This window comes from Uruburuella suis, from assembly GCF_004341385.1.
In the GTDB taxonomy this organism is placed as follows: Bacteria; Pseudomonadota; Gammaproteobacteria; order Burkholderiales; family Neisseriaceae; genus Neisseria; species Neisseria suis.
Window position 1 is genome coordinate 1 of the sequence record NZ_SLXE01000012.1, and the last position, 25,598, is coordinate 25,598.

Consider the following 25,598-nt stretch of genomic DNA (forward strand, 5'->3'; position numbering starts at 1 on the left):
TGGAGAACCATCCTCAACGGGTGGCTGCGTATTTTAGAGATCCGAAGGTGAAGTATGCTGCATAAACATTTCAATATTTAATTGCCGAATCAATAAGCATTAATTCATTCTTTACGAAAGCAATATTGGCCAATATAAAATTATTTCAGCAGCGCCCTATTTCTGAGCGCAACCACGCCGCGCTTTTGCATTTTCGCCAACACAAATAGGCCGTCTGAACATTCAGACGGCCTGTTTGATAATCACGAAATCCTACCCACCCTAAACAACCTTATTGAAACAACCTTATTGCATTGACCTGCCTTGCCGTGCGGATTGCACTATCTGCGGCCCGCCGCCTTGCAGACGCGCTTTTGCGCTTAAAATCTTACGCGCGGATGAATTGTGAATAGCCCCTAGCCAGCGTTTTCGCACAAATCATCCAACCAAAATAAAAAAAAGCACCGAAAAATCGGTGCTTTTTTTTATTTTGGTTGGCGGAGTGGACGGGACTCGAACCCGCGACCCCCGGCGTGACAGGCCGGTATTCTAACCAACTGAACTACCACTCCGCACAAAAAAATGGTGGGTGATGACGGAGTCGAACCGCCGACATTCTGCTTGTAAGGCAGACGCTCTACCAACTGAGCTAATCACCCGTTTTCTTTCGCGCTCATCGCTGCGAGAACGGAATTAAACCAAAATCCGGCCGGCGGCGCAAGCCTTTTGGCCGATATTTTTTCAGATTTATTGCAAACAATTGAAACAAAAATAAAATTATTTTTAAAATTTTACCTTTCAGACGGCCTGTTAATCAGCCTCACAGGCCGTCTGAATATCGGCTCGGTCAAATATCAAACCAATGGCCGAGTTTTTCCGCTTTGGTGTGCAAATAGCGCTCGTTTTCCGGATTTTCACCCACATGCAGCGGCACATGTTCGGCCACATTGATGCCGGCATCGGCCAACACCTGCACTTTTTGCGGATTATTGGTGAGCAGCTTCACCGAGCGCACGCCCAAATGGTCGAAAATATGCTTGGCCAACGTGAAATCGCGCGCATCCACCGGCAAGCCCAGCGCCACATTGGCTTCCACCGTGTCCAGCCCCTGGTCTTGCAATTGATAAGCGCGGATTTTATTAATCAGGCCGATGCCGCGCCCTTCTTGGCGCAAATACACAATCACCCCGCGCCCCGCCTGCTGCACCGCCTGCATCGCCGCCTGCAGCTGCGGGCCACAATCGCATTTTTGCGAAAAAAGCGCATCGCCGGTGAGGCATTCGGAATGCACCCGCGCCAACACCGGCGCATCGCTGCCGATATCGCCCATGCTCAGCGCCACATGCTCCTGCCCGCTGCGCACTTCTTCAAAACCGTGCAAGGTAAACACGCCCCACTCTGTGGGCAGGCGGCAGGCGGCCACAAATTTCAACGGCTTATTCATCCTGCGTCTCCTCTTCTTTTTCAGGCCGCAGCAAGGCTTGCAGCGGCGCGGCCAAAGCCAGCGCCAGCCCCACCCACACAATTTGGGCAGCCTCATCAAACCCGTTTTTCCCGGCATGCTCCAGCTGCAACACGCCCAGCACCGCGCCGTTTTCCAAGCAAATCGGCAGCGACATCTGGCTTTGGCTACGCAGGTTTTGCTCACCCCGAAGCTCATCCAGCGCGAGCCAGTGCGGCACATCCTGCACCAGATTCAGCCAGCCCGTTTGCGCCGTGCGGCTGGGCAGATCCGTCCACGCATGTGCCTCATCCAGCAGCAGCACTTGCGCCAAGGCCGCGCCCTGCTGCGCCAAGCGCAACAAATAAGGTGTGGTGTTTTCATTTTCAGACGGCATCAGGCCGTACACCACCGCGCTTTGACAAGGCGCGCGCTCAAATGCCGAATCGAGCGCCATAAAAATCTGCTTCAACAAAGCCTCGCTGCCCGCATCCGCTTCAATATGTTCGGCCAGCACCGCCTCGTCATTGGCATACCATAAAATACTGCGTTCAACCGAAGCCGCACCCATGCTGATCACCGCCTGCGCCAAACGCAGCGCCACCAGCACCTCATCTTGCGGCAATTGCAAACCTTGTGTTTGCAGATAATCTTGCACCAATAAAGCTGACATAAACGCTTTCTCTTTCTGTGTGATGCCGATTCAAAAAAAACAACCTTGCTGCATTGGCTCGCCTTACCATGCCATCTGCACGGCCTGCGCCACCGGCCTTATAAGCTTATTCTTTTGAATCGGCATACAGGCCGTCTGAAAAGTTTCAGACGGCCTTTGATGAATAACGCTTTAAACTATGGGCGCACAGCTTTCTTTTCAAGCCCGCAGCACCTTTTCATTTAACCCGGCTTTTGGTATAATTAAGCGCTTGCCCAAAAGCATGCGGACGTGGCGAAATTGGTAGACGCACCCGATTTAGGTTCTGGCGCCGAGAGGTGTGAGAGTTCGAGTCTCTCCGTCCGCACCACATAATTTATATAAATCAATGGTTTACAGAAATCCGGGACGAAACAGGGACACTTATTTTAATAAGCCGCCAAATTGGCGGCTTTTTTTACAAGCTAATCTTTACTCAACCACCCGTCCGTAAGCCTGCCATTCTGCCAAGTCGTTGCGCTGCTCATCTGCTACTTCTGCTATTTCTGTATAGCCGGCAACACATTAAATAAACAAAACTTTAGCCGTTTGGCAAACGATGGCGGTTATACATCGTTATACACAATTCGTATAATCAGCCATTCTATGTATAATCATAGCTAACAGCATTTAAATATCATCCAAAGCCATGCAAACCGATCCCTTATATTTCCACCGCCCGGAATATGCCGCAAAGTTGGTAAACAGCCTGAAAGGCGGCATCACACACGCATTCACATTGTTTGCACCGCGCCGCATGGGCAAAACGCAATTTCTGCTGAAAGACGTTGCACCGCTGGCAGAAGCAAACGGCTTTAATGTCTTTTACTTCTCATTCATGGCCGATGACCGCAATATCCCCGAGCGTTTTCAGACGGCCTTACAACAATTTGCCCAAAGCATTCAAACCGGCGGAAAAGCCAAATCGTTTATCAGCCAAATCAACAAAATCGAAGCTTTCGGCTTGGGCATAGAGCGGGAAAACGCCCCCGCGCCCACATTCAGCATTACCGAGCTCATCAGCGCCATAGCCAATACAAGCCGCCCCACTTTGCTCTTGCTGGATGAAGTGCAGGAGCTGGCGCGTTTCACCGGCGCGGCAGGGCTTATCCGCTCGCTTCGCACCGGCTTGGACATTCACCAAGACAACGTGAAAACCATCTTCACAGGCAGCAGCACCAACGGCCTGAAAACCATGTTCAACAACAGTAAAGCCCCGTTTTTCCACTTTGCACACGCATTGGATTTTCCCTTGCTCGGCAAAGATTTCACCGATTTTTTAGCCGACATCTACCACAGCCGCACGGGCAACAGCATCAACAAAACCGACCTATACCGCATGTTTGAGCGCTTAAACCACACGCCCATGTATATGCGCGCCATCATCCAAGACATGATTATCAACCCCGATTTACCGCTTGATGCAGCTGCCGACAACCGCATAGCGCAGATGAACACACAAAACACAGAATCAGGCGTATGGCAGAAATTGAAACCTTTGGAAAAAGCCATCATGCAGGACATAGCCGGCACAGACGACAGCAGCCCCTACAGCCATGAAAGCCGCCAAAAATACGCCGCCGCGCTCGGCATCGGCGAAATCAGCACCAGCAGCACACAAGGCGCCATCAGGCGGCTTGAGCGGCACGACCTCATCAGCAAAAACACCGCCGATAAATGGCAAATCAACAATCCGTTATTGAAAATGTGGATTTTGGAAAATGCATAAACAATACCAAGCCTAAAAAATAATCTATTGATTCGGCAATTAAATATTGAACATTTTCAGATGCCGGCAAACAAGCCAAAGGCTTGTTGCCCTCTCCCTAGCCCTCTCCCACGGGAGAGGGAACAGGTTTCTGCTGCGGGTAAGAGGATGTGAATATTCAATAATTAATTGCCGCATCTATAATTGCGTTATCCCGCTTTGCCGTACTGTCGCAGGCTTTTGCCTTGTTGTCTTGCTTTTTTAGGTTTGGTATAAAAGGCCGTCTGAAAGCCACTTCAGATGAAAACTTAGCAACAGCGTAGGTTGGGTTGATAAACCCAACATTTCAGACGGCTTGTGGATTTGTTGGGTTTATCAACCCAACCTACCCGCTGTCGCAGGCTTTTGCCTTGTTGTCTTGCTTTTTTTAGGTTTGGTATAAAAGGCCGTCTGAAAGCCACTTCAGATCAAAACTTAGCAGGCGTTCAGACGGCATCAAAGAGATTTGGATCACGAATGCAAACAGACCCATAGGGTCTGTTTGCATTTTATCGCGCGGCGATATTTTGGCTCAAAACCCTGCCCACAGATGAAATGTGCGCAGCGCTCAGTTTTTCATCGATTGCACCGGCGCGGGAATGCGGCCGCCGCGATTGACAAACACTTCGCACGAGCCTTCTTTCACCGGCATAATCGGCGCATAGCCGAGCAAGCCGCCGAATTCCACGCTCTCGCCCACATCTTTACCGGGCACGGGAATAATGCGCACGGCGGTGGTTTTGCTGTTGATCATGCCGATGGCCGCTTCATCGGCGATGATGCCGGAAAGAGTGGCGGCGCTGGTGCTGCCGGGCACGGCCACCATATCCAGGCCGACGGAGCACACGGCGGTCATGGCTTCGAGCTTGTCGAGCGTGAGCACGCCGCTTTGGGCGGCGGCAATCATGCCTTCGTCTTCCGACACGGGGATAAATGCGCCGCTCAAGCCGCCCACGGCGCTGCTGGCCATCATTCCGCCTTTTTTCACCGCATCGTTGAGCAAAGCCAGGGCGGCGGTGGTGCCGTGGGTGCCGCACACGCTCAGGCCCATTTCTTCGAGAATGCGCGCCACGCTGTCGCCCACCGCCGGCGTGGGGGCGAGCGACAAATCGAGAATGCCGAAGGGAATATCCAATAATTTGCTGGCTTCGTGGCCGATCAATTCACCCACGCGGGTGATTTTAAACGCGGTTTTCTTCACCACGTCGGCCACTTCGGTGAGCGTTTGCGCACCTGAATTTTCCAGCGCTGCTTTCACCACGCCGGGGCCGGACACGCCCACGTTGATTACCGCATCGGCCTCGCCCGAGCCGTGAAACGCGCCGGCCATAAACGGGTTGTCTTCCACCGCATTGCAAAACACCACGATTTTGGCGCAGCCGAAGCCCTCGGGCGTGATTTCGGCGGTGCGTTTGATGGTTTCGCCCGCCAGCTTCACCGCATCCATATTGATGCCGGCGCGGGTGGAGCCGATGTTGATGGAGCTGCACACAATCTCGGTGGTTTGCATGGCCTCGGGAATTGAGCGGATCAGCACTTCATCGGCGGGCGACATGCCTTTTTGCACCAGCGCGGAGAAGCCGCCGATAAACGACACGCCGATGGCTTTGGCGGCTTGATCGAGCGTTTGCGCAATGCTCACATAGCTGTCGGCGCCGGTGGCGGCGGCAATTTGGGCGATGGGCGTTACCGAAATGCGCTGGTTCACAATCGGCACGCCGTATTTGGCCGACAAATGCTTGGCGGTTTGCACCAAATCTTTGCCCACGCGGGTGATTTTGTTGTAGATATTTTGGTTTAACACTTCGATATCGGGGCTGATGCAATCGTGCAAATCGATGCCGATGGTGATGGTGCGCACATCGAAATTTTGGTCGGCCACCATTTTGACGGTTTCGAGGATTTCGTTGGACTGAATGCGGGTGCTCATGTGTTCAATCCTTTAAATGCGGTGCATGGCGTTGAAAATGTCTTCATTCTGCATGCGGATATCCAGCGCCAGCTTTTGACCCTCTGCGGCAAACAAATCGAGCATTTCCTGGCGGCTTTTCGGGCACTGCGCGGTGTCGACCAGAATAATCATGGTGAAGAAATTATCCATCAGCTGCTGGCTGATGTTGACGATATTCAAACGGTTGTCGGCCAATAATTTGGACACGTCGTAAACAATGCCGATGCGGTCTTTGCCGATCACGGTAATCACTGAATGGCTCATTTTTGCGCTTTCCTGATTGATTTGAGATTAATGTTTTAGAATATATTCAGACGGCCTTGAATAATAAAAGAGGCCGTCTGAAAACGTTTTGATATAAATAAAGCTTTACAGAATTAACGCCGCAATGCCAATTCTACCAAAATTTCGGCCGGCCGCCCTTTTGCCCAAAGATGGCCGCAATCTTGGCAATAAGTTACCATGGCCAAGCGGCTGCGGTTGAGCGGCGTTTCACCATCAGCCCATTCCCGCTCGTCTTCCAGCTCAAACCGCTCCAAGTCGGCATCCATTTCTTCAAGTGCCGCATCATATTCGGCCTCCAACTCTTCTTCCGAAGGCTGGCGCAGCAAAATTTCTGCCGCCTCGGGCATGGCAGCCACGGCAGCGGCCAAGTGTTTGCGCGCCTGATCTTGCTGCTCGAGCATGATGTGCGACAAGGCCTGCCCATAACGGAACAACACCAAATGCTCGCCTTTGTTTCTTTTGCACACGGCTTGCGCTTTGCGCCACTCACCCATCGTTTGATAGAGGCGCAGCAATTGCTGGTCTGTGCCCAAATCAGATTCAGGGCACACTTTATTCAGCCGCAGCAGCAGCTTTTCAGCCTGATGCCAATGCGCTTCTATCTCCAAATAAGCTTCGGCCAGCTGCGACATAGCCAACAGAAACAACTCATTCTCTTCGCTATTGGGCAGCTTGCAGGTATTCCAGTTGAAATCATCCGGCAAAGCCTGATAACCGGCTTCAACCGCCAGCCGCAGAAAATTGATTTGCGTGCCAACATTGGCGGCCACTTCGGAAGCACCAAGCAAGATATCGATATCGTCAGGCGCCAATTGGCAGAAAACATGCAACTTTTGCTGGTTGACGGCATCTAAAGAAAACACCATCATCGTTTTTTCTTGCTCACTGATATCCTCAGCTTGCAGCTGTTCCCACGCTTCCCAATATTCATCTTGCACCGCATCGAAATATTCGGACGCATCGATATCCGAGGGCGCGCTTTCATTGGGTGTGTATTGGAAAATATAGTGTTTGGGTTTGAATTCTATGCAGCGCAACATCATGCGCCTCCTTTCTTTAGCGGTTTAAATTAAAATTTCAGACGGCCTCATGCCATTCAAAAAAAGTAAGCTTATACCAAACCTAAAAAATAAGATAACAAGGCGGCGAGCCTCAAACAATAAAGATACTGCGGCAAGGTGCAACGTAGTTATAGTGGAATGCATAAAAAAGTGACACAACACGGGTTTGTTGGGTTGAAAACCCAACAAACCCACAGGCCGTCTGATACCAATTCAAAAAAGTAAGCTAACAAGGCGGAAGCCTGCGACAGTACAGATAGTACGGCAAGGCGAGGCAACGAAGTTAGGTTATTTTTTTGGATTGGTATGAAACGTTGGGTTTATCAACCCAAGCTACGCCGTTATAGTGCATAGTTTTGTATCACTTTTTCTTGCATTCCACTATAGGTTATTTTTAGGTTGGGTTTCAGACGGCCTGCTTCATCACAAGGCCGTCTGAAACCTTTACAGCTCGATGCCTTTGAGCTTGGCCACGGTGTTGATGTCTTTATCGCCGCGGCCGGAAAGGTTAACCAAAATCACCTGCTCTTTGCCCATCTTCGGTGCTTCGGCCACCGCCCACGCCAGCGCATGGCTGCTTTCGAGCGCGGGGATAATGCCTTCGTATTGGCACAGCAAATCAAAAGCCGCCAAGGCCGCATCGTCATCGGCGGCGTGATATTCCACCCGGCCGATGTCGGCCAAATGGCTGTGTTCGGGGCCGATGCCCGGGTAATCGAGGCCGGCAGACACCGAATGCGTGCCCAGCACCTGGCCGTTGTCATCCTGCATCAAATAGCTGCGAAAGCCGTGCAACACACCGATGGGTGCGTGGCTGGTAATCGGTGCGGCATGCTCGTGCGTGTCCACACCATGCCCGCCCGCTTCCACGCCCACCAAGCGCACGCCCGCCTCTTCGATATAAGGATAAAATAAGCCGATGGCATTGGAGCCGCCGCCCACGCAGGCCACGGCCACATCGGGCTGGCGGCCGATGGCTTCGAGCATTTGCGTTTTCGCTTCATTGCCGATCACACATTGAAAATCGCGCACCATCTCGGGATAAGGCGCGGGGCCCGCCGCCGTGCCGATGATGTAAAACGTGTCATCCACGCAGGCCACCCATTCGCGCATGGCTTCGTTCATCGCATCTTTGAGCGTGCGCGAGCCGCTTTCCACGCCCACCACATTGGCACCGAGCAGCTTCATCCGAAACACATTGGGTGCTTGACGCTGAATATCGTCCGCCCCCATATACACATGACATTCCATGCCGAAACGCGCCGCCACCGTGGCCGAAGCCACGCCGTGCTGGCCGGCGCCGGTTTCCGCAATCACGCGTTTTTTGCCCATGCGCCGCGCCAGCAAAGCCTGGCCGATGGTGTTGTTGACCTTATGCGCGCCGGTGTGGTTGAGGTCTTCGCGCTTCAGATAAATCTGTGCGCCGCCCAAATGCTCGCTCAGGCGCTGCGCATGATAAACCGGGCTGGGGCGGCCGACATAATGCTGCAAATCATGATGAAATTCTGCCCAAAAATCAGGGTCTTGCTTGGCTTCGCGATAAGCATCGGCCAATTCTTGCAGCGCCGGAATCAATGTTTCCGACACATACACACCGCCGTGTTCGCCAAAAAAACCCTGCTCGTTGGGAGAATGATAATTTTTCATGTTTTGTCCTTTGAAAATCAGCTTTTCAGACGGCCTTTTCCAAACAGGCCGTCTGAAAATAGAAAATGCGCCCTTTATTGCGCGGCGGCTGCGTGCTGCAAAACGTTTCACAAAACAGAGCCGCCGGCTGTGCAGTTGTGTAGGTGGGATGCTTAAATCCGACGCCTGCTCGAAGAACAAGTGCATATACGCTAAGTGTTCGGCCTTAAAAACCGAATATCGAGCTCAAGAATCTTATATAGTGGCCTGCATAAAAAAAGTGATGCGGCGGGTAGCTTGGGTTGAAAACCCAACAAATCCACAAGCCGTCTGAAACCTTGGGTTTCGCAACCCAACCCACGCTGTTTCAGAATGCAGTCGTGTCCCTTTTTCTTGCATTACACTATAATCGAAAAAGCGATATATGCTTAATCAAACTTTCCTCATTGCTTTTGCGCTTCCCGCACCACCGCCATAAAAGCCGCCATTTTTTGCGGGCATTTCACCCCCGGCGCGCTTTCCACGCCGCTGGAAATATCCACGGCGTCGGCACCGGCAATGCGCAGCGCCTCAGCCACATTTTCAGGCGTGAGCCCGCCCGACAATATCCAGTGGCCGCTCAAATTTTCCGGCAGCATCTGCCAATCGAAGCGCTGCCCTGTACCGCCATATTCGCCTTCCACATAAGCATCCAACAAAAGCGCGCGGGCATCGGCAAACTCAGCCGCCGCAGCGGCAATATCCTGCGCATGGCGTACGCGCACGGCTTTCAGATAAGGGCGCTCAAAGCGGCGGCAGAATTCGGGCGGCTCATCACCGTGAAACTGGATAATATCCACCGGCACCTGCCGCAACACTTCACGGATACGGGCTTCGGTTTCGTTCACAAACAAAGCCGCCACGCTCACAAACGGCGGCAAAGCGCGCACCACCGCCTGCGCAGCTTCAATCGTTACAAAACGGCGGCTTTTTTCATAAAACACCAGCCCCACCGCATCCACGCCGAGCCGGGCGGCTTCGGCAGCATCTTCGGGGCGGGTGAAGCCGCAAATTTTGGTGCGGATTTTCGACATAATATATCCACTCTCGCAGCCGCCCGCAGGCGGCTGACCATCATTTTGCTACAAAGGTAAAAGGCCGTCTGAAAGGATTGTTTCTTATTTCTTTCAACCCAAAGCTTTGCGTAGCAAGCACTTCATCCAAATCATTGTTTCAACGCACAGCCGCCCGAAGGCGACTGGGGCTGACGGGGATCGAACCCGCATATTCTGCTTGGTTTCAACTCACAGCCACCCGAAGGCGGCTGGTCGTTTTCTGCCGGCTATTGCTCCCAGTCGAACTTGTTTCAACGCACTGCCGCCCGCACCCCACTCGCTACCTTTTCAGACGGCCTATCTCACTCAAAACCACAGCCACTCCGGCGGCGGCGGCGTGGCCACGCCCCATTCCGGCGGGTAATCCACGCCGGTGAGGTAAAGGCCGTCGGGCATAAAAGTGGGCGGCGCTTTCAAGCGGCTTTTTTCGGCCAGCAAAGCGGCAAACCCGGCCACGCTCATGCGCCCGCTGCCCACATACACCAGCGCGCCGACAATATTGCGCACCATATGGTGCAAAAAAGCATTGCCGTGCAAATCCAGCGCCATCAGATCGGCGCTGCCTTGCAAGGAAGCGCTGTAGAGCGTTTTGACAGGCGATTTGGCCTGGCAGGCCGCAGCGCGAAAGCTGGAAAAATCATGTTTGCCCACCAAGAGCGCCACAGCCTCTTGCATCGCAGCCAGGCAAAGCGGCGTGTGCGTCCAGCCCACTTTGCCCAACAGCAGCGGCGGGCGCACCGGCGTGGATTGCAACACATAACGGTAGCGGCGGCCGAATGCATCAAAACGCGCGTGAAAACGCGCATCCACACGCTGCGCCCGCCACACCGCCACACCTTCAGGCAAATGTGCATTCACACCGCGTATCCATGCCTGCTCGCTGCGCTCGGCCGCGGTGTCGAAATGCACCACTTGCGCGGTGGCATGCACGCCGGTGTCGGTGCGCCCGGCGGCAATGGTGTGCATCGGCGCACATGCAATGCGGCTCAAAGCCTGCTCCAGCGCCGCTTGCACGGTAGCCACGCCGCCGGCCTGCTTTTGCCAGCCGTAAAAGCGGCTGCCGTCATACGAGAGGGTCAACGCCCAACGTTGAACGGGCGGCAGTGTGTGTTCGAGCGGCATGGCAGCGCTTTTAAAGTAAAGCGGCCATTATATCGCGAATCATGCGCACCATCCTACCGCGGCAAGGAATATGGCCGGATGGCACAGCGGAAAACCTGTCCGCCGGCACCGCCGCTCGGCTGCATTTTGCTTCACGCCTTACGTCAAGCCAAATAAATAAGCCATGATAAATATTACATGCGAGGCCGTCTGAAAACCTTTCAGACGGCCTTTGCTTCAGATTTCAAGCACAACACTTGCAAGTCGGAAGATTGTCTGCGGCTCTGCCGTTTGGCTGTTTTATACCAATTCAAAAAAGGAAGTTAACAAGGCGGAAGCCTGCGACAGTACAGATAGTACGGCAAGGCGAGACAACGAAGTTAGGTTATTTTTTTGGATTGGTATTATTTTTTAGAGCGGGTGCAATTGAGTTTCCTCACCACACCAATCAAAAGGCCGTCTGAAACATAAAAAGCCCGAGTGTTCACCCGGGCTTTTTCAAACAATATCAGGAAGCATCCAGCTCATCCAACAGCGCTTGGGCTTTCGCCAAAATGCCGCCGTCTGATTCTTCCATCAACTCCAGCAAAGTATCGCGTGCGGCTTCGGGGTCGCCGATTTCGATATACATTTTCGCCAACTCGTATTTGGCTTCCAACGGTGCAGTCATGCCCACCGATTCGGTGATAAAGCCGGTTTCGGCGCGCTCGCCTGCCGCTTCGGCAGCAGATTCATCCCACTCGATGACAGCCGGTGCGCCCTCATCAAGCGTAATGCCGCCTGCATCGGCAGCCACATCATCGCCCTCTTGCATGGCAATGGCGCTTTCCGCTTCGGCATACCAGCTTTCGGTGGCCGGCTCATCGGCCACACCGGCCATTTGGTCGGTGCGTTTCGCCTCGTCGGCTTCAGTGTCGAACTCGAGCGGCGCGAAAGGATCTTCTTCGGCAGCACTTGCTTTTTCGTCAACTGCAAAATCAGCATCTGCAATGTCCGCAGTTTTTGCATCAACCTCTGCCCAAGCAGCAGGTTCAACGGCTTCAGGCTCAGCCTGCACCGCAATATCAGCCACTGAGGCAGCCGCGGCCACAGGCGTTTCAAGCTGCGGCTCATCCGGCTCATACACGCTCTCGGTGGATTCAAGCTGCTCCCAATCCACTTCTTTGCGCTGCTCGGTGGCTTCATCACGCGTGATTGCGCCCGACAAAATACCGTTTTGCTGGCTGTCGATGCTGCCTAAATCCAAGTTGATGCTGTCATCAGCTTCTTTAACAACGGCAACTTTTTCTACATCGGTGAAGAAAATATCATCGTCAAAATCATCTTCCACTTCCAAGCCGCTGCTCTCGCTTTTGCCTTTGCCCTCTGTGGCGACTTTGCCGGCGGCCAAGGTGGCTGCGGCTTCTGCACGGGTAAGCGGCGCATTGTTGCTCGGGCGCGCAACCGGCTGATGGGTGCGAATGCCTTCTTCAGAAGCAGAAGCCTTCTCAACCGGCGCATCTGCTGCCGCACCGGATTGGGCGTCAAACGGAGAAGTCTCGTCCTCTTCTTCCTTAAACACCACCGTTTTGTGTTTTTTGCCCAACATTTTGGACAACATCCACAATGCAATCAAACCCAAACCGCCCAGCAGCAACCAGCGCCACCAAGAGCCGCTTTCGCGCGGCTCGGGCTCAGGCTCGGTTTGCGGCGCAGGCACCACCACCGGCTCGGAAGCCGGCTGCGCCACGGCCTCAGAAGCGGTTACAACGGGTGCAGAAGCCTCCATCGGTGCCGCAACAGGCGCTGATGCGGGCTCGGCAACCGGCTCGGAAGCCGCAGGCGTGGGCACAGGCTCTGCCGGTGTAACCGGCACCGGTTCACCCGGTTTCGCCAGACGGTGCAATTCTTCGGCAGCCGGAATATTCAGCACATTGCCCGGCCAAATGCGGTCGGGGCTGCCTGATTCGAAAATTTCAGGGTTGGCCTGCACCAAGGCCAGCATGGTTTGGCGTGTGCTCAGCCCGGCCGGCCGCACGCGGCTGGCGATGCCCATCAGGGTTTCACCCGAGCGCACCGTGTATTCTCCGGCGGCAACGCGGGTGTTTTGGCGCTCCGGCGCTTTGGCGGGTGCCGGGCGGTTTTGCGCTGCGCGGGGTGCAGCGGCGGCACGGCTGCCGTGCTCGCTTGCGCGCGTAGCCGGCTCATCGGCCTGGCGCACCGGCGCACGATTGGCGGTGCTGCCCGATGCATAGCCCGGCGGGTCGATAATGGCGGTGTATTGGCGCGCCTGTGCGCCCACACCCATTTGGAAAACCAGCACCGGATCGCGCACGGCGCCGCTGGAGCGGATGCTCACAATAGCATTGTCGCCCGATTTGCGCACACTGGTGCTCAAACGGTTGTCGGAAATGCTGGCTTTGCCGCCGCTCAGCAATATTTTGGCCTCATCGCCGGTAACCGTTACCGTGCCGGAAAAAGGCTCGCCTAAATGAGATTGAACGTTCAAACCACCCAGCCCGGCCACGGCACTGAATGAGGCCATCAGCGCCACCGAAGCGGCGATCATTTTGATTCGACGATTATTTTTCAAAACTTATGTCCCCTGTTGGATTGCAGCGCAGCTGCCAGACTTTTGCGTACCCTGCATGATATATTCGAATCGCTTACTCTGCCAAGCCATCTTGCTAATTTATGTTAAAACAAATGCCGCAATGCGGCTTTATAGCCACGCCAAGCAGGCATTGCGGCCGGCATAAAATGAAAAATCGGGTTAAGCGGGTACAAAAGGCGGCGCACTTTGCCAAGATAAATGATGCAAAAGCGGCCGCGTGAATGTATGATTATCGTTTGCATGCATTTCAACAACCCTGTTTACATGAAAATATTAAGCGATTTGCTGGCGGTTATCCTTTTTTTCGCCACCTACACTCTCACCAAAAATATCGTATGGGCCACGGCCGTGGCGCTGGTTATCGGCGTGTTGCAGGCGGCCTTTACCTGGATTCGGCACAAAAAGCTCGACACCATGCAGTGGGTAAGCTTGGCCCTGATTGTGGTGTTTGGCGGGGCCACCATTTTGCTGCACGATGCCCGTTTTATTATGTGGAAGCCGACGCTTTTGTTTTGGGTGGGTGCGCTGGTGCTGCTGGCCAGCCATTTGATGGGCAAAAACGGACTCAAAGCGATGATGGGCAAAGAAATCACCCTGCCGGAGGGCGTGTGGCGCAAGCTCACTTTTGCCTGGCTGGCTTTTTTGGTGCTGATGGGCTTGGTTAACCTTTTTGTCGCTTATACCTTCACCGAAGCCCAATGGGTAAATTACAAACTTTTCGGCTCCACCGCCCTGATGATTGTGTTTTTTATCGCTCAAGGCATGTATTTGAGCCGTTTTCTTCCGCAGGAGAACAAATAATGGAATATTATATGTTGTTGGCCACAGATGCCGATGATGCGCATGAAGCGCGCATGAGCGCACGTGCCGGCCATTTGCAGCGCCTCGAAGCGCTCAAAGCGGAAGGCCGGCTGCTTATCGCCGGCCCCAACCCGTTGCCCGACAATCCCGAGCGTTTTTCCGGCAGCCTGATTGTTGCCCAATTCGCTTCACTCGACGATGCACAAAGCTGGGCCGAGCAAGACCCTTATGTGGATGCCGGCGTGTATGACGAAATTTTGATCAAACCTTTCAAAGCCGTGTTCAAATGAGCCCCATGCAACAGCAAATCGAGCAACGCCTGCAACATTTGGCCGTAGAAGTGTTCGAATTTCGCGACGACAGCCACTTGCACGCCGGCCATGCCGGCAATCAGGGCGGCGGCCATTACGCCTTACTCGTGGTGAGCGAAAAGTTTAAAGATGTTTCGCGCATCAACCGCCAGCGCATGGTAAAAGAAGCCTTGCACGATTTGTTTTCAGACGGCCTCATTCATGCATTAAGCATCAAAGCCGCCACACCCGATGAATATTTCAGCTAAGCCGTTTTCATTTAAATTTACCGAGAATACCGACATGAAAAAAACTTATCTTACCTCTGCCCTGATGTTGGCCGCTTTTTCCGGCAGCCTGATGGCACAAACCCTGGTTACCGTAAACGGCACCAAAATCGACAGCAAAGAAATCGATGCGCAGGTGAAAATGCTGCAAAGCCAAAGCAACGGCCAGCTGCAAGACAGCCCGGCTCTGCGCCAAAACCTCACCCAACGCCAAGTAACCCAAACGCTGGTTACGCAAGAAGCCCGCCGCCTGAAGCTGGAGCAAAGCAGCCAATACAAGCAAGCGCTGGAGCAGGCTCGCGCAGCAGCCAAGCAAGACGGCTCCGACAAACAGCCCAACTTCAAACAACAATGGGCGGTTTATGAAGGCGATTTGCTCGCCCAAGCCTATATGGCGCATGTGCTCACCAACAATCCGGTTACCGACAGCGACGTGCAGCGCGCCTACACCGATTTCAGCAATTTCTATAAAGGCAGCCAAGAAGTGCAGCTGGGTGAAATCCTCACCCGCAGCAGCGCCGATGCCCAAAAAGCCGAAGCCGATCTGAAAGCCAAAAAAAGCTTTCAAACCGTGGCCCGCCAATACACCATCGATCCGCAAGGCAAGCAAAACGGCGGCATCGCCCAAAACTATGTGCGCCTGAAAGATTTGGAGCAAGGTGCGCCGGTGGTTTACGGCGCGGTGAAAGATTTGCGCAAAGGCGCTTACACCGCACCCCTGCAAAGCAACGACGGCCTTTATGCCATTTTTTATGTGAATGACAAACGCGCCGTGAAGCTGCCCACTTTCGACGAAGCCAAACAAGGCTTGGCACAAGATCTGCAAACCGCCCGTATCGACCAAGCCGTGGCCGCCCTTTACCAAAAAGCCGACATCAAGTCCGCCAACTAAAGGGGAGCTGAGATGAACAAACACACCACTTTGGCCGGCGCATTAGCGCTGGCTTTGGCCGGCTTTGCGCTCGCCCAAGCGCCGCAAATCGACAAAGGCCGCATCGACAGCATGGTGGCGCAAGTGCTCAAACAAGCCGATGCCGACCCCAACACCAGCCATCAGCCCGACGGCGCGCAAATCCGCCGCGAAGTGACGCTGCAACTGCAAAGCCTGGAAGTGCTGAAAAACGAAGCCTTCAAAGCCGGCCTCGATAAAAAGCCCGAAGTGCAAAACCAGCTTAAAAACGTAGAAGCCCAATTTTACGCGGCTCAATACGTCAACCATCTGGAAAACAGCACCGAAGTAAACGAGGCCGAAGTGCGCGCCGCCTACGAGCAGCAAACCCGCATCATCAAATTGCAGCAAGTGCAGTTTGACAGCGCCCAAGCCGCCCGCGAGGCGCAGCAATTGCTGCTCAAAGGTATGAGCTTCGAAGCGCTGATGAAGCGCTACCCCAACCCCGAACAGCAATTTGACGACTTTATCTCACCGCAACAGCTGCCGCCCGACATGACCGCGCTTGCCCAAATGACCCGCGGCGAAGTCACCCGCGAGCCGGTGCTGCTCAACGGCAAATATTATCTTTTCAAGCTGGCCGCTGCCGAGCGCAACCCCGAAGCGCCGCCTTATGAAGTGATTAAATCCCAGCTCACACAGCAAGCCAAGCAGCAAAAAGTGCAGGCGCAAATCGAGCAGCTTTTGAAAAGCAACGGCATCGTGCCGCCCGAGAGCCGCTAAAGCTCGCAAGGCCGTCTGAAAGCTTTCAGACGGCCTTTTATATCAAACCTGAAACAACCTGACTGCATTATCTTGCCTTGCAGCATTAGCTGGAGCTTATACCAATCTAAAAAAATAACCTGACTGCGTTGTCTCGCCTTGCCGTACTATCTGTACTGTCGCAGGCTTCCGCCTTGTTAGTTTGCTTTTTTGAAGGGTATTATTGCCAATTCCGCATATTTAATTTATCCAAACCCATCTGCACGCTTGAGCCAAACTTTATCAAGCCCCTTTTTTCTAAGGAGATGTTATGAAAAAAAACCTCCGCGCTCGCCTTCTTCGCCGCCTTGCTGCTGCCCGCTGCCTTGCCGGCCGCACCTAAAGCCGCCACCCCGCCGGCATCGGCGCAAGCGGCCAAAGCCAAAGGCGTGTGGATAGATGTGCGCTCGCCCGAAGAATTCAGCCAAGGCCATTTGCAAGGCGCCATCAATATCCCTGCCGACCAAATCGGCGCCAAAATCAGCAGCATCAGCCCCGACAAACAAGCCCCCATCCATCTCTATTGCCGCAGCGGCCGCCGTGCCGAAGCCGCCCTGCAAACCCTCAAGCAGCTCGGCTACAACAATGTGACCAACCACGGCGGCTATGAAGATTTGCGCAAACAAGGCTTGCGCTAAGGCTTATTGATCCGGCAATTAAACTTTGAAATTTAATTGTCGTTTCCATAGGCCGTCTGAAACATTCAGACGGCCTCAAACACTTAAGCAACCCGGCCTACGGCACTCAGATTTCGTTTTGCCTGCATAACGTATCGTGCCAAATAATACCAATTCAAAAAAATAATATACAAACAGGCAGCCTGTAGGTCGGATTCTCGAATCCGACACTTGTTCGCAGAACAAGGCACGCACATTGCTTTGGCCGTTGGCCAAACGTCGGATTCAAGAATCCGACCTACGCGGATGATGCTGCCAAACTGTTTTTATTTTGTAAGGTTATTTTTTAAAATTGGTATAAACCATCGGCGCAATGCATTCAAACCATGGCACACAGCAGCTTGAATGCACCGCCGCCCAAGCGCAAACCCTGCCGCCGCGCTGCCCAAACCACCCGCTTATCCGCCTTTTCTCTATGCAACATCCACTCAGGAGCCGCCATGAAAACCTTGTTCCGCCCCAGCCTCGCCGCCCTCGCCGCTGCTTTCACCCTGAGCGCCTGCAGCCACACACCACACCAGCCACCCCAACCGAGAGCCTACGCCGCCATGCCCAGCACCCACACCGTAGTCAGCCGCTATTCTTTCAACGACACCGTATCCCGTCTGGAAAACGCCATCACCTCACGCGGCATGACCGTGTTTGCCGTAATCGACCACCAAGCCGCCGCCCGCCAAAGCGGCCTTAACATGCAGCCGGCCAAAGTGATTATCTTCGGCACACCCAAAGCCGGCACGCCGCTGATGGCAAAAGACCCGGCTTTTGCGCTGCAACTGCCGCTGCGCGTGTTGGTCACGGAAAACGGCGGCCAAGTGCAAGTGGTGTTTAACGACACCCGCGCACTAATCAGCGGCAGCAACATCGGCTATGCCGAAGTGGAAAATACCCTGGCCGGCGCCGAAAAACTGATTCGTCACACCGTGAGCGAATAAAGCGGCGCCAATATTAAAAAGGCCGTCTGAAACCATTTTCAGACGGCCTTTTTAATATTTGACATCAAACACTTACAGCAATATTTCGCGGCTCACCCCATCAACGGTTTCCACAATTGAAAAGGTTTTCGCTTGCGTGTCGGCCCGCATCACGGCAGAAGTGCGCTCGGCGGCATTGTGCCAAGTGATTTCCATCTCGTTGGCATCCAACGCTTTCACCGCAAATTCGCCGTCAAACGCGCGGCTTGTGTTGCGGAATTTCAAAAGATTGAACAGCTGCTGCACCACATCGCGCTGCACTTCGCGCTCGATTTCTGCCAAAGTGTAGTAATGGCGGTTGATGTTGCGGCCTTCTTTGGTGTGTTCCAGCAATTCGATGTCGTTTTCACCCGCGAGCAGGCCCACATAATAGATTTGCGGAATGCCGGGGGCGAAGCATTGCAGCACGCGCGCGAGCAGATAGGCTTGGTCGTTGTTGCCCAAGGCCGAATAATAGGTGCAATTGATTTGATAGATATCGAGGTTGTTATACTCGGCGCTGCTGTATTTTTTCTTCACATTCGCGCCTTGCGCATAGAGTGCTTCGCGGGCGGCTTCTATTTCTTCGTCGCTCATCAAATCTTTCACATCCACCACGCCGATGCCGTCGTGGGTGTCGAGCGTGGTAAATTGTTTGCGCGGGCAGATTTCCATCCAGTGCACCAATCGGTCGACGCGGCCGCTGAATAAGGTGTGCAACACCAACATCGGCAGCGCGAAATCATACACATAGTAATCGTGCTCGGCGATTTTGAGCTGAATGGTGTAATGCTCGTGGATTTCGGGCAACACGCTCACATTGTGCGCATCGAGCACATCGGTGCATTCTTTCAGGGTTTCCCAAATTTCCGGCTCCACAAAAAAGCAGTTGGTGCCGATTTTTTTGTTGGCATAGGCAAAGGCATCAAGGCGGATAATGGATGCGCCCTGCTCCGACAAAAAGGTGAGGTTGTTTTTGATGAATTTTCGGGTGGTGGGCGTGGTCACGTCTAAATCCACCTGCTGCTCATCAAATGTGCACCACACTTTTTCCGCGCTGCCATCGGCAAATTCGGCCATGCGGTAAGGTGCGCGCGGTTTGCGTTTGTAGATTAGGTCAACCTGCTCTTCGGTCGGCTCGCCGTTGGGCCAGAAATCTTTATAGCGGATAAACAGATCGGCATATTCCGAAGCGTCTTTTTTCGCGAGGAAATCTTGGAAATAAGGCGATTGGGCAGAAATATGGTTCACCATAAAATCAAACATCAAATAATAATCTTTTGCCAGCGCATTCACATCAGCCCAGCTGCCGAATGCGGGATCGACCTTGGTGTAATCCATCGGCGCAAAGCCGCGGTCGCCCGATGAGGGGAAAAACGGCAGAATATGCACACCGCCCACCACATCTTTAAGCGGCCCTTGCAACACTTTTTGCAGATCGTTCAAATTGCTGCCCAGGCTGTCGGCATAGGTAATCAGCATGGCTTGGTTTTTTAACGGCATGGTTTTTTCCTGTGGTCGGTTTTGGGTTTAAGTGCGGCAGCACGCGCGTTTGCGCACAGGCTGAGCTATTATCATCATGATGTTTTTAAACGGCATTACTTAAAAGACATCGGTGTCATTTGCATGCATCATAGCAGCCCTGTGCCATAAGTCAATCACTTGAAATGGCTGAAACACCCTGCCGTTGCGCTTGCTTGATGTAGCGCAAGGTTTGTTATGCATGTGTTAACAAAAGAAACCGTCTGAACATTTTCAGACGGCCTTTGTGCACACCTTATGATTTCATTGCTGATGCCCACCAAAAAACGAGCCGCGTTGGTTTGCTTGGTAAGCGTGCTTTTCGAATGAATGCAATTCACCCGAGCCCACATCATGTCGTCTGAAACATTCAAACCAGCTTGCCGCAGCGCACCGCTTTATGCTACCTTTTTCAGCCTACGCATCCACAAAGAAAACCCATGAACCCCACCGCAAACCTGTTGCAGCTGCTCGGCTGCCGCCTGCCCGTGATTCAAGCGCCGATGGCCGGCGTGCAAGGTAGCCGGCTCGCTCTTGCCGCCTGCCGCGCCGGCGCACTCGGCTCGTTGCCGGCCGCCATGCTCACACCCGAAAAACTCTGCGCCGAGCTCGATGCCCTTCAAGCCGGCACTGATCAGCCTTACAACGTCAACTTTTTTGCCCACCGCCAGCCCGCGCCCGATGCGGCGCAACAAGCGCGCTGGTTGCAGGCATTGATGCCGTTTTACCGCGAATTCGGCCTCAGCGAACACGATATCGCCACCGGCGGCGGCCGACAGCCATTTAGCCGCGAGCAGGCCGATATCGTGGCAGCCTACCGCATTCCCGTGGTGAGCTTTCATTTCGGCCTGCCCGAACCTCAGCTGCTCGAGCAGGTGAAAGCCGCCGGCAGCGTGGTGATGTCCAGCGCCACCACCGTGGCCGAAGCGCGCTGGCTCGAAGAGCATGGTGCCGACATCATCATCGCCCAAGGCCTCGAAGCCGGCGGCCACCGCGGCATGTTTCTCAACCGCGATTTAAACACCCAAGCGGGCACATTCAGCCTGCTGCCGCAAATTTGCGCCGCCGTGCGCGTGCCGGTGGTGGCCACCGGCGGCGTCAGCAACGCCGCCACCGCGCACGCCGCGCGCCAATTGGGCGCCGCCGGCATCCAAATCGGCACCGCGCTGATGCTCGCCGACGAAGCCGACACCTCCGCCCTGCACCGCGCCGCCCTGCAAAGCCCGCGCGCCGAACACACTGCGCTCACCAATCTTTTCAGCGGCGGCTATGCGCGCGGCATCGTCAACCGCTTTATGCGCGAAGCCGGCCCCATCAGCGCCGCCGCCCCGCCCTTTCCGCTGGCCCAAGCCGCTTCAGCGCCATTGAAAGCCGCCGCCGAAGCGCAAGGCTCGGATGAATTTTCATCGTTGTGGGCCGGCCAAAACGCCCCCTTGGCACAAAGCGGCAGCACAGCCAACATTATTGAGCAGCTCGCAGCAGGCTTTGCCGCGCCATAAACCAAACCGACTCAAACCGCACCGCACCCGACTATTGCCGCACTATTCCTCCCGCCGCCACATTGACAATAACAGGCGCTTTCGTTATAGTTCGCGATTCGGTTACGCGCCCATCGTCTAGAGGCCTAGGACACTGCCCTTTCACGGCGGCAACCGGGGTTCGAATCCCCGTGGGCGTGCCAACTTGCCAAACGCTTTTTACGCTGTGTAAAAAGCGTTTTTGCTTATGCAAGTTGCTGTTTCAAACGGCCATGTTCTTCACTTTGGCGCTATAATCCTACTGTTTTATCTTGAAAAGAGACGCATCATGCCGCATGTTTTGGTTTTGCAACACCCTGATATTGCTTCTTGCGATTTGTCTGATTTCCCCAAGCTTGTCCCTTATTCCGAGCGCGTGGTGCGCATTGATGTGCCGGCAGGATTTGTGCTACCCGAGGCAGCCAAGGCCATTTTGGCACGCCAGCAGATTGATTATGCGCTCTTGCCCGACCAATCGTTTGCCGATTTGGGGTTGATTGTGAGCGATATGGATTCCACGCTGATTACCATTGAATGTGTGGATGAAATTGCCGCCGGCGTGGGCTTGAAAGCGGAAGTGGCCGAGATTACCGAGCGTTCGATGCGCGGCGAATTGGATTTCGAACAGTCGCTGCGCCAGCGCGTGGCTTTGCTCAAAGGTTTGCCTGAAGAGGTGTTGCAGAATGTGTATGACAACGTGCTTTCACTCTCACCCGGCGCGGAATATCTGCTGGCCGAATGCAAGCGCCATGATGTGAAATTTATGTTGGTGTCGGGCGGTTTCACCTTTTTCACCGAACGTTTGCAGCAGCAATTGGGGCTGGATTATGCGTTTGCCAATGTGTTGGAAATCGAAGGCGGCGTGCTCACCGGCCGCTTGACAGGCCGCATTATCGATGCCCAAGCCAAGGCCGATTTATTGCTGCAACACCGCCACATGCTGGGCTTGCAGCCGCAGCAAGTGCTGGCCATGGGCGATGGTGCCAACGATATTCCGATGTTGCGCGCCGCCGGCATAGGCGTGGCTTATCGCGCCAAACCCAAGACGCAGGCTGCGGCCGATGTGTGCATTCAGTTTGGCGGGCTGGAAGCCGTGCGCGGCTGCTTTCGCTGAGCATCGGCGGATTAAATCAAACCTTATCAAACAGGCCGTCTGAAGCTTCAGACGGCCTGTTTTGGTGCATTCAAACCAATCACAGCAAACCTTGCTGCTTGAGCGCGGCCTGCACACCGGCATCGGCTTCTATGCGCTCGAAAAAGCCCGGCAATGCGCTCATGCCGCTCAAATCGAGCTTGAGCGCATATGCCCAGCGCAAAATCACATACAGATACACATCGGCAATGGTGCGTTCGCCGGTCAGATAATCTTGCGCGGCCAGCGCACGGTCGGTGCGCGCCAGCAGCGTGAGCGCTTGTGCGGTGGCAGCCTGGCGCACGGCGTTTTGCACGCTTTCATCTTCGGAAAAACGCGCCGCGCCGAAAATCAGGCTGAAGGCTTTGTGCAAATCGGCGTTTAAAAATGCCAGCCATTCGCGGGCGCGAGCCACGGCGCGGGCATCGCCGCTGCCGTAGAGCTTGGCCTGCGGATAAACATCGTTCAGGTAATCGAGAATCGCCACGTTTTGCGTGAGCGTCCAGCTGCCTTCTTGCAGCAGCGGCACTTGGCCGTTGGGGTTGAGGGCAAGATATTCGGGCGATTTGATGATGGTGTGGTCGACGGCTTGTGCGTCAAAATCCACACCGATCCATTCCAGCGCGGTGTGCGGCACCAACGAGCAGGCGCCGGGCAGGTAATAGAGTTTCAACATGGCGGTATCCTTTATTCAAGTATTCAAGCAGACAAACATGGTATCAGACGGCCTGCTTATCGTGTTATCAAGCAAGCCCCATTGAATGCTGTTCAGAAGCAAAACAGGCCGTCTGAATCGCTTTCAGACGGCCTCTGCTTTTTTCATAGCCCGAAATCGGGCTTATTCATCTTCATCTTCGCTGCGGATTACCAGCAGCGGCAGATGGCTTTGGCGCATCACGGTTTCGGCAAAGCTGCCCATCAGCAAATGCATCAGGCCGGTGCGGCCGTGGGTGCCGAGCACAAGCAGATTGGCGCCTTGCTCATCGGCATAATCCACCAGCTCTTGCGCCATTTCGCGTGCGCCTTTGTTGGCCACCAGCAAATGCTTCTGCACATCGGCCACGCCTAAGTCTTGCGCGGTTTTCACGGCAAAATCCAGCACTTCGTTGCCCTGCGCCACGGCGGCGGCTTCATAGCTTTCGTGTTGCAGAAATTCCGGCGCCAGCGCCATATATTCGGCGGGATTGGCCACGTTCACCAGCGTAAGCTTGGCGTTGATTGCGCTGGCCAGATCGGCGGCGTGTTTGAGGGCATTGAGCGCAGTGGCGCTGCCGTCTACCGCAACAACTAAATGTTTGTACATATTTTTCTCCTTATTGCTTGAATCAGAATGGGCGGCGGCTGCCGGCCTGTGTGGTGAAAGTGGGATTCGTTTCAGGCTTGCAGTATAATACGCGTTGGCCGATTTGCCACCCTTTTTTCATTTAATTTTGATTTATCACAAGGCTTGTTATGTCTGCACCTGTTTGCGCCCCCGGCCGCCGCTTCGGCGGCATCGCCCGTTTATATGGCAACGAAGCTTTGGCACGTTTTGCCGCGGCGCATGTGTGCGTGGTGGGCGTGGGCGGCGTGGGCTCGTGGGCTGTGGAAGCGCTGGCGCGCTCGGGCATCGGCCGTCTTACGCTGATTGATTTGGACAATATTGCCGAATCGAATGTCAACCGCCAGTTGCACGCGCTCACCGATGATTTCGGCAAGGCCAAAGTGGCGGCGCTGCACGAGCGCATTGTGCAGATCAACCCGGCTTGCGAAGTGGTGGAAATCGAAGATTTTGTGAGCGAAGAAAACCTGCCGGCGCTTTTCAGACGGCCTTTTGATTTTGTGATAGACGCCATCGACCAAGTGCGCGTGAAAGCGGCGATGGCCGATTATTTTGTGCGCCACAAGCAGCCTTTTGTGCTCAGCGGCGGCGCGGGCGGCCAGAAAAATCCGGCGCTGATTCAAAGCGCCGATTTGAGCCGCGTCACCCACGACCCTTTATTGGCCAACCTGCGCTACACCTTGCGCAAGCGCTATGGTTTCCCGCGCGACACCCAAGCGAAAATGCGCGTGCCCTGCGTGTATTCCACCGAAAACATCACCCCGCCGCAAGCCGGCGAGGCCTGCGAAACCGATGCCGCGCCGCAAGGTTTGTCGTGCGCAGGCTACGGCGCCAGCATGCTGGTAACGGCTTCATTCGGCCTGCATTGTGCGCAAGCGGCCATCGATCATATCGGCGGCCGGCCATGAGCACCGCTGTCGAGCGTGCCGAAATCAGGCCGTCTGAACACGCATTGGCGTGGGTGTTCGGCCAGCCCGTTACCGATATGCCGCAAGATTTGTTTATCCCGCCCGATGCCTTGAAAGTGGTGTTACACAGCTTTCAGGGGCCGCTGGATTTGCTTTTGTATCTCATCCGCAAGCAAAACATCGATGTGCTCGATATTCCGATGATGAAAATCACCGAGCAATATCTGCACTACATCGCACAGATGGACACGCACCAATTCGATCTTGCCGCCGAATATCTTTTGATGGCGGCGGTGCTCATCGAAATCAAATCGCGGCTGTTGCTGCCGCAGCCTGAAAATATCGAAGAAGACGAAGCCGCCGACCCGCGCGCCGAATTGGTGCGCCGCCTCTTGGCTTATGAGCAGATGAAGCGCGCCGCCGCCGGCCTCGATGCGCTGCCGCGCGCCGGCCGCGATTTCGCCTGGGCTTATCTGCCGCTGGAAATCGCCGTGGAAGCGCGCCTGCCCGATGTGCAGATTGCCGACCTCAGCCAAGCCTGGCTGGCGATTTTATCGCGCGCCAAACACACCCGCAGCCACGAAGTGGTGCGCGAAGCGCTATCGGTGCGCGCGCAGATGAGCGCCATTTTGCGCCGCCTGCGCGAGGGCGGCTGCCTGTTTCACCAATTATTCCGCCCCGAACAAGGCGTGGCTTTGGTGGTGGTGAACTTTATCGCGCTTTTGGAATTGGCCAAAGAAGGCTTGGTGCGCATCACCCAAGCCGAGGGCTTTGCCGAAATCGAAATCCACAGCCAAGACGGCGGCGCAGCGTGGCCGCTTTCAGACGGCACCGAAGCCGAAACCGAATCGCATCCAATCTGAAAATAAGGTAACGAAGCAACGCTTTCGCTTATTTTCGGTTGGCGATAAAAATAAGCCCGAGGCCGTCTGAAA

24 protein-coding genes and 4 tRNA genes are annotated in these 25,598 nt (G+C 54.6%); 14 read left to right on the plus strand and 14 right to left on the minus strand.

The genetic code is table 11. The features are described 5' to 3' along the window. Positions 1-474: 474 nt before the first annotated feature. The 4 genes from EV680_RS05590 to EV680_RS05605 all read right to left on the minus strand — a co-directional run bounded on the left by EV680_RS05590 (position 475) and on the right by EV680_RS05605 (position 2,093). A tRNA-Asp gene (locus tag EV680_RS05590) sits at positions 475-551 on the minus strand. An 11-nt stretch (positions 552-562) separates the two neighbouring features. Continuing rightward, positions 563-638: transfer RNA gene (locus tag EV680_RS05595), tRNA-Val, on the minus strand. A gap of 188 nt (positions 639-826) precedes the next feature. After that, complete coding sequence (gene ribA, locus EV680_RS05600; protein ID WP_132953762.1) at positions 827-1,423, minus strand: GTP cyclohydrolase II; 597 nt, start codon at positions 1,421-1,423, stop codon at positions 827-829. Further along, complete coding sequence (locus tag EV680_RS05605) at positions 1,416-2,093, minus strand: hypothetical protein (RefSeq protein WP_132953763.1); 678 nt, start codon at positions 2,091-2,093, stop codon at positions 1,416-1,418. The genes ribA and EV680_RS05605 overlap by 8 nt, the downstream gene beginning before the upstream one ends. Before the next feature lie 264 nt (positions 2,094-2,357). Here EV680_RS05605 and EV680_RS05610 point away from each other — a divergent pair. Then, positions 2,358-2,442, plus strand: a tRNA-Leu gene (locus EV680_RS05610). A gap of 318 nt (positions 2,443-2,760) precedes the next feature. Next, positions 2,761-3,840, plus strand: coding sequence for an ATP-binding protein (locus tag EV680_RS05615; RefSeq protein WP_132953764.1), 1,080 nt, complete (start codon positions 2,761-2,763; stop codon positions 3,838-3,840). A gap of 586 nt (positions 3,841-4,426) precedes the next feature. Here the strand turns inward: EV680_RS05615 and EV680_RS05620 are convergent. The 7 genes from EV680_RS05620 to EV680_RS05650 all read right to left on the minus strand — a co-directional run bounded on the left by EV680_RS05620 (position 4,427) and on the right by EV680_RS05650 (position 13,524). Beyond that, positions 4,427-5,788, minus strand: a complete 1,362-nt coding sequence (locus EV680_RS05620; protein ID WP_132953765.1) for a PFL family protein — start codon at positions 5,786-5,788, stop codon at positions 4,427-4,429. A gap of 12 nt (positions 5,789-5,800) precedes the next feature. Next, complete coding sequence (locus EV680_RS05625; RefSeq protein ID WP_132953766.1) at positions 5,801-6,073, minus strand: ACT domain-containing protein; 273 nt, start codon at positions 6,071-6,073, stop codon at positions 5,801-5,803. 113 nt (positions 6,074-6,186) lie between these two features. After that, positions 6,187-7,137 (minus strand): tetratricopeptide repeat protein, encoded by a 951-nt coding sequence (locus EV680_RS05630; protein WP_132953767.1) that lies wholly within the window; start codon positions 7,135-7,137, stop codon positions 6,187-6,189. A gap of 462 nt (positions 7,138-7,599) precedes the next feature. Then, a complete protein-coding gene (trpB, locus tag EV680_RS05635) occupies positions 7,600-8,802 on the minus strand; it encodes a tryptophan synthase subunit beta (protein WP_132953768.1) in 1,203 nt (400 codons plus the stop codon). 422 nt (positions 8,803-9,224) lie between these two features. Further along, positions 9,225-9,854, minus strand: a complete 630-nt coding sequence (locus EV680_RS05640; RefSeq protein WP_132953769.1) for a phosphoribosylanthranilate isomerase — start codon at positions 9,852-9,854, stop codon at positions 9,225-9,227. Between the two features lie 327 nt (positions 9,855-10,181). Then, complete coding sequence (truA, locus tag EV680_RS05645; protein WP_132953770.1) at positions 10,182-10,997, minus strand: tRNA pseudouridine(38-40) synthase TruA; 816 nt, start codon at positions 10,995-10,997, stop codon at positions 10,182-10,184. A 487-nt stretch (positions 10,998-11,484) separates the two neighbouring features. After that, on the minus strand, positions 11,485-13,524 hold the full coding sequence (locus tag EV680_RS05650; RefSeq protein ID WP_243650342.1) for a motility hub landmark protein FimV: 2,040 nt from the start codon (positions 13,522-13,524) through the stop codon (positions 11,485-11,487). A gap of 309 nt (positions 13,525-13,833) precedes the next feature. Here EV680_RS05650 and EV680_RS05655 point away from each other — a divergent pair, with 309 nt between their 5' ends. The 7 genes from EV680_RS05655 to EV680_RS05685 all read left to right on the plus strand — a co-directional run bounded on the left by EV680_RS05655 (position 13,834) and on the right by EV680_RS05685 (position 18,246). Beyond that, a complete protein-coding gene (locus EV680_RS05655) occupies positions 13,834-14,370 on the plus strand; it encodes a septation protein A (RefSeq protein ID WP_132953772.1) in 537 nt (178 codons plus the stop codon). Next, complete coding sequence (locus tag EV680_RS05660; RefSeq protein ID WP_132953773.1) at positions 14,370-14,660, plus strand: YciI family protein; 291 nt, start codon at positions 14,370-14,372, stop codon at positions 14,658-14,660. The genes EV680_RS05655 and EV680_RS05660 overlap by 1 nt, the downstream gene beginning before the upstream one ends. Then, positions 14,657-14,929: a BolA family protein gene (locus EV680_RS05665; protein WP_132953774.1), complete on the plus strand. Its 273-nt coding sequence runs from the start codon at positions 14,657-14,659 to the stop codon at positions 14,927-14,929. The genes EV680_RS05660 and EV680_RS05665 overlap by 4 nt, the downstream gene beginning before the upstream one ends. A 34-nt stretch (positions 14,930-14,963) precedes the next feature. After that, entirely contained in the window at positions 14,964-15,839 is an 876-nt protein-coding gene (locus tag EV680_RS05670) for a peptidylprolyl isomerase (RefSeq protein ID WP_132953775.1), read from the plus strand. Positions 15,840-15,851: 12 nt separating this feature from the next. Beyond that, complete coding sequence (locus tag EV680_RS05675) at positions 15,852-16,619, plus strand: peptidyl-prolyl cis-trans isomerase (RefSeq protein WP_132953776.1); 768 nt, start codon at positions 15,852-15,854, stop codon at positions 16,617-16,619. 326 nt (positions 16,620-16,945) lie between these two features. Next, positions 16,946-17,275, plus strand: coding sequence for a rhodanese-like domain-containing protein (locus tag EV680_RS05680; RefSeq protein ID WP_132953777.1), 330 nt, complete (start codon positions 16,946-16,948; stop codon positions 17,273-17,275). Positions 17,276-17,754: 479 nt separating this feature from the next. Next, on the plus strand, positions 17,755-18,246 hold the full coding sequence (locus EV680_RS05685) for a DUF302 domain-containing protein (protein WP_132953824.1): 492 nt from the start codon (positions 17,755-17,757) through the stop codon (positions 18,244-18,246). Positions 18,247-18,318: 72 nt separating this feature from the next. Here the strand turns inward: EV680_RS05685 and gtfA are convergent, their stop codons facing one another. Beyond that, positions 18,319-19,767 carry a sucrose phosphorylase gene (gtfA, locus tag EV680_RS05690; RefSeq protein WP_132953778.1) on the minus strand — a complete coding sequence of 483 codons (1,449 nt, stop codon included), beginning with the start codon at positions 19,765-19,767 and terminating at the stop codon, positions 18,319-18,321. A gap of 458 nt (positions 19,768-20,225) precedes the next feature. Here gtfA and EV680_RS05695 point away from each other — a divergent pair, with 458 nt between their 5' ends. The 3 genes from EV680_RS05695 to serB all read left to right on the plus strand — a co-directional run bounded on the left by EV680_RS05695 (position 20,226) and on the right by serB (position 22,416). Then, a complete protein-coding gene (locus tag EV680_RS05695) occupies positions 20,226-21,284 on the plus strand; it encodes an NAD(P)H-dependent flavin oxidoreductase (RefSeq protein WP_132953779.1) in 1,059 nt (352 codons plus the stop codon). A gap of 106 nt (positions 21,285-21,390) precedes the next feature. After that, positions 21,391-21,466: transfer RNA gene (locus tag EV680_RS05700), tRNA-Glu, on the plus strand. A gap of 125 nt (positions 21,467-21,591) precedes the next feature. Beyond that, positions 21,592-22,416, plus strand: a complete 825-nt coding sequence (gene serB / locus EV680_RS05705) for a phosphoserine phosphatase SerB (RefSeq protein ID WP_132953780.1) — start codon at positions 21,592-21,594, stop codon at positions 22,414-22,416. A 79-nt stretch (positions 22,417-22,495) separates the two neighbouring features. Here the strand turns inward: serB and EV680_RS05710 are convergent, their stop codons facing one another. Both EV680_RS05710 and EV680_RS05715 read right to left on the minus strand, forming a co-directional pair. Next, on the minus strand, positions 22,496-23,110 hold the full coding sequence (locus EV680_RS05710) for a glutathione binding-like protein (RefSeq protein WP_207894297.1): 615 nt from the start codon (positions 23,108-23,110) through the stop codon (positions 22,496-22,498). 162 nt (positions 23,111-23,272) lie between these two features. Then, a complete protein-coding gene (locus tag EV680_RS05715; RefSeq protein WP_132953781.1) occupies positions 23,273-23,737 on the minus strand; it encodes a universal stress protein in 465 nt (154 codons plus the stop codon). 149 nt (positions 23,738-23,886) lie between these two features. Here EV680_RS05715 and EV680_RS05720 point away from each other — a divergent pair, with 149 nt between their 5' ends. Both EV680_RS05720 and EV680_RS05725 read left to right on the plus strand, forming a co-directional pair. Next, positions 23,887-24,663, plus strand: a complete 777-nt coding sequence (locus EV680_RS05720; protein WP_132953782.1) for a tRNA threonylcarbamoyladenosine dehydratase — start codon at positions 23,887-23,889, stop codon at positions 24,661-24,663. Then, complete coding sequence (locus tag EV680_RS05725) at positions 24,660-25,526, plus strand: segregation and condensation protein A (RefSeq protein ID WP_132953783.1); 867 nt, start codon at positions 24,660-24,662, stop codon at positions 25,524-25,526. Before EV680_RS05720 ends, EV680_RS05725 begins: the two co-directional genes overlap by 4 nt. The last annotated feature ends 72 nt before the right edge of the window (positions 25,527-25,598 follow it).